Origin of the sequence: Actinomadura decatromicini (genome assembly GCF_008121305.1) — a bacterium.
Classification (GTDB): Bacteria; Actinomycetota; Actinomycetes; order Streptosporangiales; family Streptosporangiaceae; genus Spirillospora; species Spirillospora syzygii.
In genome coordinates, this window is the sequence record NZ_VSRQ01000016.1 from 1 (window position 1) to 15,225 (window position 15,225).

13 protein-coding genes are annotated in these 15,225 nt (G+C 75.1%); 10 read left to right on the forward strand and 3 right to left on the reverse strand.

Annotated elements, in window-relative coordinates; genetic code table 11:
• From FXF68_RS41595 to FXF68_RS41605, 3 genes are all read left to right on the forward strand, one after another.
• Nucleotides 1–395: alpha-glucosidase C-terminal domain-containing protein (locus FXF68_RS41595; protein WP_187438381.1), on the forward strand; the 395-nt coding region annotated here is incomplete at its 5' end.
• A 2-nt stretch (nucleotides 396–397) separates the two neighbouring features.
• Nucleotides 398–1,828 (forward strand): maltokinase N-terminal cap-like domain-containing protein, encoded by a 1,431-nt coding sequence (locus FXF68_RS41600; protein ID WP_246179252.1) that lies wholly within the window; start codon nucleotides 398–400, stop codon nucleotides 1,826–1,828.
• 210 nt (nucleotides 1,829–2,038) lie between these two features.
• Nucleotides 2,039–2,971 (forward strand): C40 family peptidase, encoded by a 933-nt coding sequence (locus FXF68_RS41605; protein WP_246179254.1) that lies wholly within the window; start codon nucleotides 2,039–2,041, stop codon nucleotides 2,969–2,971.
• On the opposite strand, the gene FXF68_RS41610 is transcribed toward FXF68_RS41605, so the two are convergent.
• Nucleotides 2,884–3,249, reverse strand: a complete 366-nt coding sequence (locus FXF68_RS41610; protein WP_148768346.1) for a hypothetical protein — start codon at nucleotides 3,247–3,249, stop codon at nucleotides 2,884–2,886. The two genes, FXF68_RS41605 and FXF68_RS41610, sit on opposite strands and share 88 nt — an antisense overlap.
• 435 nt (nucleotides 3,250–3,684) lie before the next feature.
• Here FXF68_RS41610 and FXF68_RS41615 point away from each other — a divergent pair, with 435 nt between their 5' ends.
• The 7 genes from FXF68_RS41615 to FXF68_RS41645 are packed head-to-tail and all read left to right on the forward strand — an operon-like array spanning nucleotide 3,685 to nucleotide 12,643.
• Nucleotides 3,685–4,749, forward strand: coding sequence for a rod shape-determining protein (locus FXF68_RS41615; RefSeq protein ID WP_148768347.1), 1,065 nt, complete (start codon nucleotides 3,685–3,687; stop codon nucleotides 4,747–4,749).
• 34 nt (nucleotides 4,750–4,783) lie between these two features.
• On the forward strand, nucleotides 4,784–5,722 hold the full coding sequence (locus tag FXF68_RS41620; RefSeq protein WP_148768348.1) for an MBL fold metallo-hydrolase: 939 nt from the start codon (nucleotides 4,784–4,786) through the stop codon (nucleotides 5,720–5,722).
• Nucleotides 5,723–5,758: 36 nt separating this feature from the next.
• Nucleotides 5,759–8,905, forward strand: coding sequence for a protein kinase domain-containing protein (locus FXF68_RS41625; RefSeq protein WP_148768349.1), 3,147 nt, complete (start codon nucleotides 5,759–5,761; stop codon nucleotides 8,903–8,905).
• Nucleotides 8,902–9,246, forward strand: coding sequence for a WD40 repeat domain-containing protein (locus FXF68_RS41630; protein WP_148768350.1), 345 nt, complete (start codon nucleotides 8,902–8,904; stop codon nucleotides 9,244–9,246). Before FXF68_RS41625 ends, FXF68_RS41630 begins: the two co-directional genes overlap by 4 nt.
• Before the next feature lie 20 nt (nucleotides 9,247–9,266).
• Entirely contained in the window at nucleotides 9,267–10,166 is a 900-nt protein-coding gene (locus FXF68_RS41635; RefSeq protein ID WP_148768351.1) for a tetratricopeptide repeat protein, read from the forward strand.
• A 46-nt stretch (nucleotides 10,167–10,212) separates the two neighbouring features.
• Nucleotides 10,213–11,334, forward strand: a complete 1,122-nt coding sequence (locus tag FXF68_RS41640; protein WP_148768352.1) for a cystathionine gamma-lyase — start codon at nucleotides 10,213–10,215, stop codon at nucleotides 11,332–11,334.
• A gap of 34 nt (nucleotides 11,335–11,368) precedes the next feature.
• The gene (locus FXF68_RS41645; RefSeq protein WP_148768353.1) at nucleotides 11,369–12,643 is read left to right on the forward strand and encodes a hypothetical protein; all 1,275 of its coding nucleotides are present in this window, start codon (nucleotides 11,369–11,371) and stop codon (nucleotides 12,641–12,643) included.
• Here FXF68_RS41645 and FXF68_RS41650 read toward each other — a convergent pair.
• On the reverse strand, nucleotides 12,640–14,028 hold the full coding sequence (locus tag FXF68_RS41650; protein WP_148768354.1) for an FAD-dependent oxidoreductase: 1,389 nt from the start codon (nucleotides 14,026–14,028) through the stop codon (nucleotides 12,640–12,642). The genes FXF68_RS41645 and FXF68_RS41650 overlap by 4 nt on opposite strands.
• Before the next feature lie 12 nt (nucleotides 14,029–14,040).
• Complete coding sequence (locus FXF68_RS41655; protein ID WP_148768355.1) at nucleotides 14,041–15,147, reverse strand: amidohydrolase family protein; 1,107 nt, start codon at nucleotides 15,145–15,147, stop codon at nucleotides 14,041–14,043.
• Between the last annotated feature and the right edge of the window lie 78 nt (nucleotides 15,148–15,225).

Here is a 15,225-nt window from a genome sequence, read left to right on the forward strand (position 1 = left end):
ACCCCGGATCCCTGCTCCACTGGACCCGCAAAATGATCGAAATCCGCCAACGCCACCCCGTCTTCGGCGTCGGCTCCTACGTCGAACTCTCCGCCTCCAACCCCTCCGTCCTCGCCTTCACCCGAGAGATCACCGAGGACGAAAGCCCGTGGGGCGAGATGGACGCGGTCCTGTGCGTCAGCAACCTTTCCCGGTTTCCGCAGCCGGTCGAACTCGACCTCCGCCGCTTCGAGGGGTACTCCCCCGTGGAATGCATGGGCGGCGTCCAGTTCCCGGCGATCGGTGAACTGCCGTATCTGCTGACGCTCCCCGGGCACGGTTTCTACTGGTTCCAGCTCATTCCGCCGGACGACGAATTGGAGCCCGCCCTGGCGGCCTCGGCCAAGGCCCTGTGACCGTGCTGCCCTCGCGCCCCGCCCTCACGCGGGACCTCGCGGAATGGCTGCCGAGGCAGCGGTGGTTCGGCGGCAAGGACGGCCCCATCGACGACCTCGCCATCGGCACCGCCACCCAACTCCGCTCCGGCGACCCCGCCCTCCACCACCTCGTCCTGGACGTCCACCAGAACGGGGTCACCGACCACTACCAATTGCTGCTCGGCGTCCGGAGCGAATTGCCGGACCGGCTGCGGCACGTCGAGATCGGCGGGCGCGCCGGCCGCCGTGACGTGCGCCTGTACGACGCGGCGCACGACCCCGACCTGACGCGGGTCCTGCTCGCCGAGCTGGCCGCCGGGTCGTCCAGCGGCCCGCTGCGCTTCCACCACGCGCCGGGCGCCGCCATCCGGACCGACCTGGCGAGCCTGCCCATCACCGCCGAGCAGAGCAACACCTCGCTGCTGTTCGGCGACGTCTACATATGCAAGCTGTTCCGGCGGCTCACCCGGGGCGTCAACCTCGACCTCGAGGTGAACCTCGCGCTGTCCCGCCGCGGGTGCGCGCACGTCCCGTCCGTCCATGGCTGGATCGAGCTGGAGCCCGGCCCGGACGCGCGGGCGGGCGGTCCCGACGCGGGGCCCGTCACCCTCGGGCTGCTCTCCGACTACCTGCACACCGGCGCGAACGGCTGGAGCCTCGCGATCGCGAGCGTCCGCGACTGGTTCGCGCACACGCCCCGGCCCGGCGACGGCGAGTGGGCCGAGCTGGACGCGAGCGCGGCGGGCGGCGACTTCGCGGCCGAGGCGGAGCGGCTCGGCGCGGCGACCGCCGAGGTGCACCGGGCCCTCGCGGACGCGTTCGGGGTGACCGTCCTCCCGGCCGCCGAGGTGGGCGCGATGGCGGCGCGGATGAACGCCGAGCTGACCGGCACCTGCCGGGACGTGCCCGGCCTCGCCCCGCACGCGAAGGCGCTGACCGGCGCGTTCCTGGACCTCGCGGCGCGGGCGGAGCCGCTGCCGGTGCAGCGCGTGCACGGCGACTACCACCTCGGCCAGGTGCTGCGCACCGAGGGCGGCTGGACGCTGCTCGACTTCGAGGGCGAGCCCGCCCGTCCGCCCGCCGAGCGCCGCGCCCTCGCCCACCCGCTCCGGGACGTCGCCGGGATGCTCCGCTCCTTCGAGTACGCGGCCCGCTTCCTCATCGCCAAGCCGGGGACGAAACCGCCCGAGCCGGGCCGTCCGGAGACCAGGGCGCACGCCTGGGCGGCGCGCAACCGGGCGGCGTTCTGCCGCGGCTACGCGGCCGCGGGCGGCGCCGACCCGGCGGCGCACGCGGTGCTCATCCGCGCCTTCGAATTCGAGAAGGCCGTTTACGAGGTGCGGTACGAGGCGCGGAACCGGCCCGCGTGGCTGCCCGTTCCGCTGACCTCGCTCGCCCATCTGACCACTTGACCAAAGACACGAAAGGCCGACCTTAATTCGGCGTCATGATCATGTAAAATCGGCGCGCTCGCAAAATTCCGGAGCGTTCAACGGGTACCCGAATCCAGGGCGGGAGATCACCTGCCGCTGGAAACCCGAACATCCGGAACGGAGAGCACGCGAATGTCCATCGCACCTCGCAACAATGGGGCAGGCGCCCGGGAGACGGCCGCGGACACGGTGTCCGAAGGCGATACCGGCCAGGCCCGGGCGGCCGTCCGAAAACAGAGGGCGCTCCGCGCCGCCGTCACCGCGGCGGCGACCGGGTTCGTGCTCGCCGCGCCGCTGAGCTCGCACGCGCTGGCGGAGCTCAACCCCACCGTGCTGAGAAGCATGCATCTGGACTCGGCCACGTTGAAGAAGGTCAGGGCCTACGACGCCTACCGGACGCGCGAGGCGGGCCAGCGGCATCGCGCGAAGCGGGCGATCTCGTTCGCGCGCAGGCAGATCGGCAAGCCGTACCGGTGGGGCGCCGACGGCCCCAGCGGCTACGACTGCTCGGGCCTCGCGATGGCCGCGTGGCGGAGAGGGGGCGTCCACCTGCCCCGCGTCACGTACGCGCAGTACCGGGGGGTGAGGCGGAAGGTGGGCCTGAGCGACCTCAAGCCGGGCGACCTCATCTTCTTCCACGGCCGCAGCCATGTCGGAATGTACGTCGGGAACGGACGTTTCCTGCACGCCCCGCACGCGGGCGCGAGGGTCCGGATCGACAAGCTCGGCGGCACCCGCAAAAGGCAGTTCGCGGGCGCGGTACGTCCGGGCGCCCCCGCCTACAGGGAATGGTCGGCGTCGGTGAAGGAGCTCGTCCGGAAGATCGACCGGATGAGCGCGCAAGAGGAGGAGGCCGATCAAAAACCGCCAGATAATCAGCGGAGCCTCCATATTCCGCCACCTACCGATACATTGCCCAAATCGCCCGGTAAACCATCGGAGCACGCCCCCGACCCCGCCCCCGGCACGGCAGCGGGTGCGGCGGCCGGCCCGGACACGTCGCCGGACGGCGCCAACCCGGCGCCGAGGCCCAGCTACAAGGCCGACCCGAGTCGGCACGCCTGGGCGAAGTACGTGGGCCCGGCGGACGACCTGACGGCGCCCGGCCACGTCCCGAACTGATCCGGGCGGCGCGCGCCGCCCGCGCGGCGGGCGGCGCGCTCGACCTGGAGCGCGGTCCGGATGCTCGGCCCGCGCAGCCGCGGACGGCTCGACCCGGCGCTGCGCGCGCGGCGGAGTTCGAGCCGTCCGAGGAGTTCCTCGCCGGGGTGGACGAGATCTTCCCCGGCCCCGGCGAGTCGCCGGAAGCGTTCGCCTGCCCCCCGGCGGACGGCGTGGCCGGATCGTGCCAGGACGTTCCGGACGAGTCGTGCTATCTTGCGGACGATAACCGTTTTCATTGTGCACGGGTGAAACGTCCCGCACGCCGCGCGGCGCCCGCGCGGCCGGGGCACGCGGTGCCGCGCCGACGCCGGCGGCCGCGCCGTTCGCGGACGTCCCGCTGGAGCTCTGTCGGGCGGCGAGCTCCAGCGGGTCCGCGCCGCCCCGGCACGCCGCCCCGGCACCGCGCCCCGGCACCACGCCCCAGCACCACGCCCCGACACCGCGTCCCGACCCGGCGAGCCGCCGGCCCACACCGTTTTCACATGATCTCTTGACGCCCGCCCGGTCCTGGGGCCCGGGCGGGCGCGGAGTCCCCGTTCACCTTCCGGACATGCCGGATCGATGATCGCAATGACCTTGCCATTCACTTACCGGGCCATGGGCATCGGCCCCGGGACGCGAGGGCATTAACAGGGCTCTTGCGACTTACGGGGCGATCTGGGAGGGACGCGATGTGGGACTTCGCGGGCCGGGACACCGCAATCGACCTGGGCAGCGCCACCGTCCGCATGCACGTGCGAGACCGCGGCGTCGTCTGCCGCGAACCGTCCGTGCTCGCCAGGTGCCGCCGCACCGGGCGCATCCTCGCCCTCGGCTCCCCCGCCCGGGAAATGGCGGGACGCAACCCCGACGTCACGCTCGTCCGCCCGATCCGGGAGGGCGCGCCCACCGAGACCGACGAGGCCGAGTACCTGATGCGCTACCTCGTCCGCAAGCACCACAGGAGGCACTACACGGCGCGTCCCCGGCTGGTCGTGACGGTGCCGAGCGGGCTGACGTCCGTCCACTACCGCGCGCTGCAGTTCTCCGCGTACCAGGCGGGCGCGCGGCGGCTCACGCTCGTGCCGACGCCGATCGCCGCCGCGATCGGGATGGGGCTGACCTCGTCCGCGCGGCCCGAGGTCGCGGTCGTCGCCGACATCGGCGCGGACGTCACCGACGTCGGGGTGATCTCGTTCGGCGGGCTCGTCACGTCCCACACCGCGCACGTGGGCGGGTCGACGCTGGACCGGGCGATCGTCGCGATGGTGCGCCGCGAGCACAACGTGACGCTGTCGGTGTCGGCGGCGGAGCAGGCGAAGCTGGAGGTCGGGGCGGTGCCGCCGCTCGGGCGGCGGCCGGTCCGGCAGACCGTGGTGCACGGCCGGGACCTCGCGACCGGGATGCCGCGCGAGATCGTCCTCACCACCGTGGACGTCGGCCGGGCGATCGCCGGGCCGGTCGCGGAGATCGTCGACGCCGTGCAGGCCGGGCTCGCGGGCTGCTCCCCGGAGATCGCCGGGGACCTGCTCGGCGTCGGCGTCACCCTCACCGGCGGATGCGCCCGGCTGCCCGGCCTGGAGCGGCTGATCCGCGAGCGGACGGGCCTCACCGCGCGGATCGGGGACGACACCGGCGACGCCGCCGTCCTCGGCGCCGGGGAGGTGCTGCGCTCGGCGCGCTCGCCGGAGCCGCCCGCGCGGGAGAGCTCGCCGCGCCCGCAACTGCTGACGACCGTCCCCGAGTTCGAGCACTGACCCGGCCGCCGGGACGGGCTAGGATCCGGGTTCCATGAGCGACGCACCCGGCCGCGAGGGGCCCGGCAGCCCGCACCTCGAAGAGGTCTCGGACGGGGTGTTCGCCTACGTCCAGCCGGACGGCACCTGGTGGATCAACAACACCGGGTTCCTCGTCGGCTCGCGCGGCGTGACGAGCGTCGACTCCTGCTCCACCGAGCGCAGGACGCGCACCTACCTGGACGCGATCGGGTCGGTGACGAGCCGTCCCGTCCGGACGCTGGTCAACACGCACCACCACGGCGACCACACGTTCGGCAACTACCTGTTCCCCGGCGCGACCGTCGTCGGCCACGAGGGGACGCGCGAGGGCGCGCTCGCCTGGGGCAGGCCGTTCGACGAGCCGTTCTGGACGAAGGTCGACTGGGGCGACGTCGAACTCGAACCGCCGTTCCTCACCTACACCGAGGGCGTGACCCTCTGGGTGGACGACCTGCGCTGCGACGTCCGGCACGTCGGGACGCCCGCGCACACCACCAACGACTCGATCGTGTGGATCCCGGAGCGGCGGGTGCTGTTCTGCGGCGACCTGCTGTTCAACGGCGGCACGCCGTTCCTCATGATGGGGTCGGTCGCGGGCGCGCTCAAGGTCCTGGAGGAGGTCGTCGCGCCGCTGGGCGCGGAGACGATCGTCCCCGGGCACGGCCCGGTCGGCGGCCCCGAGCTGATCGACCGCGTCGTCGAGTACGCGCGGTTCGTGCGGACGACGGCCGCCGCCGCGAAACCGGCCGGGCTGACCCCGCTGGAGGCGGCGCGGGAGGCCGACCTCGGGCCGTTCGCCGAGCTGACCGACGCCGAGCGGCTCGTCGGCAACCTGCACCGCGCCTACGCCGAGCTGGACGGCCTCGAACCCGGCGGGCCGATCGACCTGGTCGCGGCGCTCAACGACATGATCGAGTTCAACGGCGGGCGGCCGCTGACCTGCCGCGCGTGATGCCCGCCGGGGCGCGTCGCCCGTAGGATCGGCCGGGTGATCGACGCGAGCGCCTCCCGGACGTGGCGGCGCGGCGACGTCGTCCTCGGCCTCTACGACGTGCTCGACGTGATCGCGACCGGCGGGATGGGCCTCGTGTACCGGGTCCGGCACCGTGGCTGGGACGCCGAGCTGGCCATGAAGGTGCCGCGTCCCGAGCTGGTGGGCACCGAGTGGGGCGTCCGCGAGTTCGCGGCCGAGGCGGAGACGTGGGTCGGGCTCGGACCGCATCCGAACACGGTGGAATGCGCGTACGTGCGCCTGATCGGGTCGGTGCCGGGCGTTTTCGCCGAGTGGGTGGACGGCGGCAGCCTCGCCGACGCGGTCCACGAGGGACGGTTACGCGAGTCCGACGAGCGGCGCACGGTCGCCCGGTTCCTGGACGTCGCGATCCAGTTCGCGTGGGGGCTGGAGCACGCGCACGGCGCCGGGCTCGTCCACCAGGACGTGAAGCCGGCCAACGTGATGCTCGCCGCGGACGGCACGGTCAAGGTCACCGACTTCGGGCTGGCGAAGGCGCGGATCCGGGCGGGCGAGGGCGGCGAGCCGCGCCCCGACCCCGATCCGCTGGTCAGCTTCGCGGGCCTGACGCCCGCGTACTGCTCGCCGGAGCAGGCGCGGGCGGCGGCGGGCGAGCACGTCGCGCTGACCCGCGCGACGGACGTGTGGTCGTGGGCGCTGAGCGTCCTGTCGATGTTCACCGGCGGCGCGCCGACCCGGTCCGGGGAGACGGCGCGCGAGGCGTTCGAGGACTTCCTGTCCCGCGCGACGCGGGACGAGCTGCCCGTGCCGCCGCCCGGCCTCGTCGACCTGCTGCGGGCGTGCTTCCGGCCGGACCCGGCGGCGCGTCCCGCCGGGATGGGCGAGATCGCCGACGCGCTCGTCACCGTGTACGCGGAGGCGGCCCGCGAGCCGTACCCGCGGGACCGTCCGGCGCGGGCGACGCTGCTCGCGGACGGCCTGTCGAACCAGGCGCTGTCCATGCTCGACCTCGGCCACGCCGAGCGCGCGGAGGCGCTGTGGGAGCGGGCGCTCGCCGCCGACCCGCACAACCCCCACGCCGTCTACAACCGGGGCCTGCACCGCTGGCGCGCCGCCCGGCTGACGGACGCGCAGCTCGTCGCGGAGCTGCGGCGCGTCCGGGAGACGCATCCGGACGTGTGGGCCTGCGACCACCTGCTCGGGCTCGTCCTGCTGGAGCGCGGCGACCCGGCCGGGGCGGTGCCGCTGCTGCGGTCCGCCGCCCGGCGCGCGCCGGACGCCCCGGAGCCCGCCGCCGCGCTGGAACGCGCCGGGCGCGCGGACGTCCCGCCGCCCCCGCTCGTCCTCGCGGGGCACGCGAACGCGGTGCGCGCGATCGCGCTCGACCCGGGCGGCGCGTTCGCGGTGAGCGGGAGCGCGGACACCGCGTCACCGCCCGAGCCCGGGTCGGAGGGCGGCGCCGTCCGCGTCTGGGACCTCGCCACCGGCCGCTGCCTGCACGCCCTCGTTCCCGCGCACGCCGCCGGTCTGGACGGCGGCGTGCAGGCGGTCGCGGCGAGCGCGCGTCACGTCGCCTCGGGCGGCGGCGACCGCGCCATGCTGGTGTGGGACGTCCGCGACGGCCGCCTCCTGCACCGCGCCGACGACCACGCGAGCCGCGTCGACGCGCTGGCCTTCGCACCGGACGGCTCCCTGCTCGTGTCGGCCACCGAGGGCGGCGCCGTCCGCGTCTGGGACGTCGCGACCGGGCGCTGCGTCCGCACCCTGCAACGGGAGCAGGACCTCCCGTCGCGGCTCGGCGGGGCCGTCGCGGTGACCGGCGACGGGCGGCACGTCGTGCGGTGGGAGCCGACGACCATGCGCCTGCGCGCCTGGGACCTCGGGACGGGCGCGCTCGTCCGCTCGACGCCGCTCCCGCGCGCCCGCGTCGCGTTCAGCGCGGACGGGCGCGCCGCGCTGGCCTCGGTCGAGTCGGAGCTGCGCGTGTGGGACGCCGTCGCGGGCCGCGTCCTCCGCGCCGCCGAGGTCCCGGCCGCGCGCGACACGCGGTTCGCCGTCAGCGGCGACGCCGCCTGGGCGCTCGCCACCGGACCGGACGGCCTCCAGCTCTGGGACCTGCGGGAGGGGCGCTGCATCCGCACGCTGCCGGGCGACGGCACCGTCTCCGGGACGGCCGTCCTCAGCGCGGACGGACGGCGCGCGCTCACCGCGTCCGGCGGGCCGGAGGTGCGGGCGTGGCGGCTCGCGCACGCGGGCCCGCCCTCGCCGTGGAGCCACGCCAGGCCGCGCGCCGCCGCCGACCTGACCCGGGACGCCGGGACCGTGGACCTCGCCCTCGGACGGGCGCGCGGGCTCGCCGACGCCGGACGGTGGGCGCGGGCGGCGGCCGAACTGCGCGCCGCGCGCAACGTCCCCGGTCACGCCCGCAACCGCGAGCTGCTCGACCTGTGGCGGCGGACCGGGCGGCACGGCCGCCGGACGGCGCCCGCCGCGGCCTGGCAGGCGCGGGAGCTGCCGGGGGCGGACGGCATGTCCGTGCAGGACTGCGACCTCGCGCCCGGCGGCGGCCTCCTCGCGGTCACGTTCGGCGGGTGGCCGATCGTGCGGGTGGTGGACGTGGCGTCCGGCGACGTCCGGCACACGTTGCGGGTCGGCGGCGTGTCCGTGGAGTGCGCCGTCTTCACGCCGGACGGCCGCCGCCTGCTCACCGGGGCCAGCGACGAGAAGGTCAGGGTGTGGGACGCGGCGTCCGGCGAATGCGTCCGCGTGCTCGCCGGGCACCGCGCCGAGGTGCGGACGATCGCGGTCAGCCCGGACGGCCTCCTCGCCGCGTCCGGCGACCAGCGCGGCACCGTCCGGGTATGGGACCTCCGCAGGGGCAAGTGCAGACACGTCCTGAAGGGGCACGGCGGGTTCGTCCTGTCGGTGCGGTTCGGGCCCGGCGGGCGGACCCTTCTCGTCGGCGACTTCCAGCGGGTCGCGACCATGTGGGACCTGGACCGCAAGCGGCGGCACGCCCGCCCGCCGCGCCGAGCGGGGACGGCCGGCGGATCGTCGCCTGCGGCCACACGGTCGGGACGCTGTGGACGGCCGACGGCGCGACCGGTGAGGCGGACGGCTACGTCCCGGGGCCGTCCGAGGAGCTGTCCGCGATCGAGGTGACCGGCGACGGCGGGCTCGCCACCACGCTCGGCCCGCGCGGCGCGCTCCGCGTGTGGGACGTGCCGGGCGGGCGCCTGCTGCACACGCTGTCGGGGTCTTCGACCTCCCTGGCGCGGTGCGCGGGCGACGACCGGTTCGCGCTGTCCGGCGAGGACGACGGGACGCTCCGGATGTGGGACGTCCCGTCCGGCCGCCGTCTGCTCACCGTCGACGCGCACACGACGCCCGTCCAGCGGGTGCGGCTGAGCGCCGGCGCGACCGTCGCGGTGTCGCAGGCCAGGGACGGCACCATGCGCGCCTGGGACATCGACTGGGACTACGAATTCGCGGATGACACGTAAGCGGGGAAAGGACGGCGACCATGCTCCTCAAATGCTCGGGCTGGGCGTGCATGCGGATGATCTCGGTGTCGAAGGCGCGCGGCGGCAATCCCGTCGCGGTGAACGACCCGGAGCACTTCGCGATCGAGTTCATGATCTGCGAGGACTGCGGCGACAACTTCTGCGACCGCTGCCACGCGCCCGGCTCCCGGTTCCGCGCGCCGCGCTGCGCGTCCTGCGGCGGGAGGCTCGCGCCGGGGAAGCGGCTGGAACAGCTCAGCGGACGGCCGCGCCCGCCCGCGGTGGAGCATCTCCGGCGCGGCGTCGAACTCGTCGAGTCCGAGCGGCCGGAGGACGCGCTGGCCGAACTCGGCGAGGCGATCCGGCTGCGTCCCGAATACGCGGCGGCGCACTACTGGCGGGGCGGCGCGCTCGTCCAACTCGACCGGGACGCCGAAGCGCTCGACGCCTTCGACAACGCGCTCCTGCACAATCCGTCGGACGTGGCCGCGCTGTATGAAAAGGCCGGGGCCTTGGCACGAATGGAGCGCGTCGAAGAGGCGATCGACGCCTATGACCGGACGATCGCGCTCCAGCCCGGCTTCCCTGCCGCGCACCTCAACCGGGCCGTCCTCATCCTCGACGAGGACCGCGACGCGGACGCGCTGGCCGCCGCCGAGCACGTCCTCGCCCTCATCGCCGCCGGCCGCACCCGGGGCGGCAGCACCTACGACGCCGCGAGCGCGCACAGCATCAAGGGCGCGGCGCTCGTGAAACTCGGCCGTTTCGCCGAGGCGCTCCCCGCCATCGACTACGCCATCGACAACGGCCTCGACTCCTGGAACGACTACTACAACAAGGCGTACGCGCTGGACCGCCTCGGCCGCACCGAGGAGGCGGACCTCGCCCGGGGCATCTCCGATTCACTCCGCGAAGCCTGACCTGCGAAACTGGGGGCGACCTGCTGGTTCGAGGAAGGGACGCCGGGTGAGGGTCGGGGACGGGACGCTGGCCGTCGGCGCGGGACGGCCCGCGCCGGAGAACCACACACCGGGGCTGCCGGGCCCGGTGTTCGCCGCCCACTACCACCTGGCCGGGGAGGCGACCGGCCCCTACGCCTACGGCCGCGACGCCAACCCGACCTGGACGCTCCTGGAACGCGCCATCGGCGACCTCGAAGGCGGCGCCGAGGCCGTCGCGTTCTCGTCCGGGATGGCGGCCGTCGCGAGCGTGCTGCTGTCGCAGGCGCGGACCGGGGACGTCGTCGTCATGCCCGACGACTGCTACCACACGACGCGGGCGCTGAAAGAGCGGCTGGAGTCGTACGGGGTCACCGTCCGGACGGCGCCCACGGCGGGCGAGGCGCAGCTCCGCCTGCTGGCCGGGGCGCGCCTGGTGTGGCTGGAGACGCCGTCCAACCCGAACCTCGACGTGTGCGACATCGCGCGGATCGCCGAGGCCGCGCACGCCGCGGGCGCGCTCGTGGCGGTCGACAACACCTTCGCGACGCCGCTCGGGCAGCGTCCGCTCGACCTGGGCGCCGACCTCTCCGTCGCGAGCGACACGAAGGCGATGACCGGGCACGGCGACCTGCTGCTCGGACACGTCGCCACCCGGAATGCCGAACTGGCCGAGCAGGTCCGGGTGTGGCGCAAGACCGTGGGCGCCATTCCCGGGCCGATGGAGGCGTGGCTCGCGCACCGGTCGCTCGCGACCCTGGAACTGCGGCTGGACCGGCAGGCCGCGAACGCGCTCGCGCTCGCCGAGGCGCTCCGCGACCGCCCGGGGATCTCGGGGCTCCGCTATCCCGGACTCCCCGGCGACCCGTCGCACGGGACCGCCGTCCGGCAGATGCGGCGGTTCGGCGGCGTCCTGTCGTTCGCGCTGCCGGACGAGACGGCCGCCGAGACGTTCCTCGGCGCGCTGCGCCTCGTCATGCAGGCCACGAGTTTCGGCGGCGTGCACAGTTCCGCGGAACGGCGGGAACGGTGGGGCGGCGACGCCGTCCCACCGGGTTTCGTCCGTTTCTCCGCCGGAATCGAGAACACCGAGGATCTGGTCGCCGACGTTGTCCGCGCCGCCGACGCGGCACTGGGGAAAACGCCGTGATCGGCGGGCCGTCGCGGCGGTAACGTGGCCGCCCATGACCGACGCTCGGGCACTTCTGGAGAACGGCGACATCGCCGGGCTGATCCGGCATCTGCGGTTCAACGCTGAGTCGATGGACCTCGGGGAGATCGCCCGGCTCATGGCGACTGCGGCCGACCGGTCCGGGTTCGACGACCTGCGCGAGGCGGCCGGGGCGATGGCGGCGCGGCAGGGCCCGCAGGAGCTGTACGACTTCGGCTACGCGTGCATCGAGCGCGGCGTCGCGTTCCTCGCGATCCCGGCGCTGCGCGCGGCGATCGCCCTCCTCCCGGACGAGCCCGTCCTGCTGATGGAGCTGGTCGCCGCGCTGGAACGGGAGAACCGGCACGCCGAGGCCGTCGAGGCGCTGGAGCCGAGGGTGGACGCGCTCGCCCCGTGGCCCGCGCGGTACCTGCTCGCCCACAACGCGCTGCTCGCCGGGGACGCCGACCGCGCCGAGCGGGAGGCCGCGCGCCTCCCGCCGCCGGACGACGCCGACTGGGCGCCCGCCCGCGACCGGCTCGCCCGGATGCTCGACCGTGCCCGCGCGGTACGGACCGTCAGCCCGCTCGACCTCAAGGATCTGCGCGGCTGGCAGTTCACGCTCGGCGGCGGCGTCCTCCTCACGATCTCCCCGTACGGGTTCGACGACGGCATGACCGGACGCTTCGCCTACACCTCCGACACCTTCGAGACGTGCCGGCGGACGCTGGACCGGCTGCGGCTCGTCCTGGACGCGGCGGGACGGCGGCCCGCGTCCGTGGGCCTGCTGCCCGACCGGTCGAGCCGCGTCCTCGGGCTGGCGGCGGCGCGGCTGTTCGGGCTGCCCGCCGAGCCGTTCGACCCGGCCCGCCCGGACGCGCTCGTCGTCGCCTACGACCTGAACGAGGCCGGCCTGAACGAGGCCGCCGGCCTCGACGGGCTGTGGGAGCGCGCCGAGGGGCAGGTCCTGTTCGAGCGCGCCACCTGCTGGACCGATCCCCCGGCCGTGACCGCCGACGTCAGCGGCCTGCTGCACCAGGTCGCGAAGTCGCCGTGGGGCGAGCGGCTCCAGGTGTCGCCGGGCGGGGAGCCGGAGACCGTCCCGCCGGACGAGCGGCCCGCCGAGGAGCTGGCGGACGAGATCGTCCGCGCCCTCCCCGAGCCGGACGAGGACGCCTCCGACGGCGCGCCGCCCGACCCCGACGACGCGCTCGCCGGGTTCGTCCGCGCGGTCGCGGACCGGTGGCCGACCGGGCCCAGGGACGCCCTCCGCTCCCCCGGCCCCGTCCCGAGCAACCGCTTCGCCTAGCGGTCCCGTCGCATGTCGGCCTCGACGGCGTCGGCGGCCTTGCGGGCGGCGATCAGGACGGGGTCCCAGACGGGCGCGAACGGCGGCGCGTAGCCGAGGTCGAGCCCGGTCATCTCCTCGACCGTCATGCCGTTCCACAGCGCGATGGCGAGGCCGTCCACGCGCTTGGCCGCGTTCTCCTCGCCGACGATCTGCGCGCCGAGCAGCCGCCCGGACCGCCGCTCGGCGATCAGCTTGGTCGTCATCACGGTGGCGCCCGGGTGGTATCCGGCGCGGGTCGTCGACTCGACCGCCACGCTCAGCGCGTCGAACCCGGCCGCGGCGGCCTCCCGCTCGTTCAGCCCGGTCCGCGCGACCTCCACCCGGCAGATCTTGGACACGGCGGTGCCGACCACGCCGGGGAACGTCGCGTAGCCGCCGCCGAGGTTGACCCCGGCGACCCGGCCCTGCTTGTTCGCGTGCGTGCCGAGCGCGATCGCGACCGGCCCGCCGGACACGAGGTGCCGCGTCTCCACGCAGTCGCCCGCCGCCCAGACCCGGTCGGAGCGGGTGCGCATCCGCCGGTCGACGACGATGCCGCCGGTCGGCCCGGTCTCGATCCCGGCCGCCTGTGCCAGCTCGGTGTTCGGACGCACGCCCAGCCCGAGGACGACCAGGTCGGCGGGCAGCGTCCGGCCCGCCGTGCGGACGGCGGTGACGCTCCCGTCCGCCGCCGTGTCGAACCCCTCGACGCCCTCGCCGAGGTGCAGGTCGACGCCGATGCCGCGGATCGCGTCGGCGATGAGCGCGCCCATGTCGGGGTCGAGGGTGCTCATCGGCTGGTCGGCGGCGTCCACGATGGACACCTCCAGGCCGCGCTTCACCATCGCCTCGGCCATCTCCAGGCCGATGTAGCCGCCGCCCACGACGACCGCGCGGCGCGGGTCGTCCCGTTCGACGGCGCGCCGGACGGCGACGCCGTCGTCCAGGATCTGCACGCCGTGCACGCCCTTCGCGTCCGCGCCGGGCAGCTCCGGCCGCCTCGGCACCGCGCCGGTCGCGACCATCAGGTCGTCGTAGGGCTCCCAGCGCTCGCCGCCGCCGTCGACGTCGCGGACGCGGACCCGGCCGCCGTCCAGGTCGATCTCCACGGCCTCCGCGCGGATCCGCAGGTCGATGTCGCGGTCCCGGAACTCGGCCGGGGTGCGGGCGATCAGCTTGTCGAGTTCGTCGACGTCGCCGCCGACGTAGTACGGGATGCCGCAAGCCGAGTAGGACGCGCGGTTGCCGCGCTCTATGACGAGGATCTCCAGCTCGTCCGGGCCGCGCCGCCTGCGTGCCTGCGACGCGGCGCTCATCCCCGCGGCGTCGCCCCCGATGACCAGCAGCCGTTCACGTCCCGCCATGCGGTCCTCCCGTCATTCTCCGATCCCGTAGACGCGGCGCGCGTTCGCGGACGCGACCAGCCCCGCGACGCGCTCGGCGTCCGCGGACGTCCACGCGCCGTCCGCCGCTCCGCCGTCCAGGAATGCGGCGAGGCCGCGCCGGAACAGCACCGCGCCCAGGTAGTACAGCTCGGACAGCCCGAACGCATCAGACGAGTAAAGCACCTTCCCGAACGGCGCCAACTCCAGGAGCTCCGCGATGAGCGCGGGCGCGCGGTGGCCCAGGTTGTGGGTGGCGAGGCCCGCGTCGACGTACACGTTCGGGAGCACCTGGGCCAGGTACCCGGCGTTCCGGTGGAACGGGTAGTTGTGCAGCAGCAGCGCGGGGACGGGGTCGATGGCGCGCAGCAGCCCGGCGAGCAGCAGCGGGTCGCCGCGGCGCAGGTCGGCGTCCGCGTCCCCGTACCCGATGTGGAACTGGACGGGCAGCCCCGCGTCCACCGCGCACCACACGAGGTACCGGTGCAGGACCTCGTCGCAGACGCGCGGCTCCTTCTGCCGCATCAGCCGTCCGGCGGCCGAGGCGAGCTCGGCGGCGGACGGCCGCGCCCCCTCCAGCTCCAGCCCGGCCCGGTACGCGGCGATCGACTTCGCGCCGACGACGCCCGCGTGCCGGGCGTCGATCCGGGCGCGCACGTCGGCGGCGAACCGCGCCGCGTCGCCGCCGCCCGCCGCGACCTCCTCCGCCACCGCCTCCAGCCGGAGGATCTCGTGCGCGGGCGCCCCGGCGAGCCGGCCGAGCTCCGGCGGGTCGAGGATCGCCTCGGGGGCGAAGCCGGTGTCCACGCACAGCGCGGCCAGCCCGGCGGCCTCCAGGAAGCGGCGGTTCGCCTCCGCCGCGCCGAGCTCGGCCCGGCGGGCGAGGTAGTCGTCCGGCGAGGCGTGCGCGTCCAGGCCGAGGACGGGCGGGCACCAGCGCCGCAGCGCGAAGCCCACCTGCGTGTCGAACATGCTCACGCCGGGCGCGGCGGTGTCCGCCTCCGTCAGCAGCGCCTCGAACTCGGCGCGGCCGACGTCCCGGCCGAGCACGCCGTGGCAGTGGTGGTCGAGCAGCGGCAGCGACTCCAGGTACCCGAGCACGGCCCGCCTCCTCCCTGAAACGAGCGGGCGCTCCCTACGATGCCCTTACGGGCCGCGCCCGCGTCCTCACCCACTCCT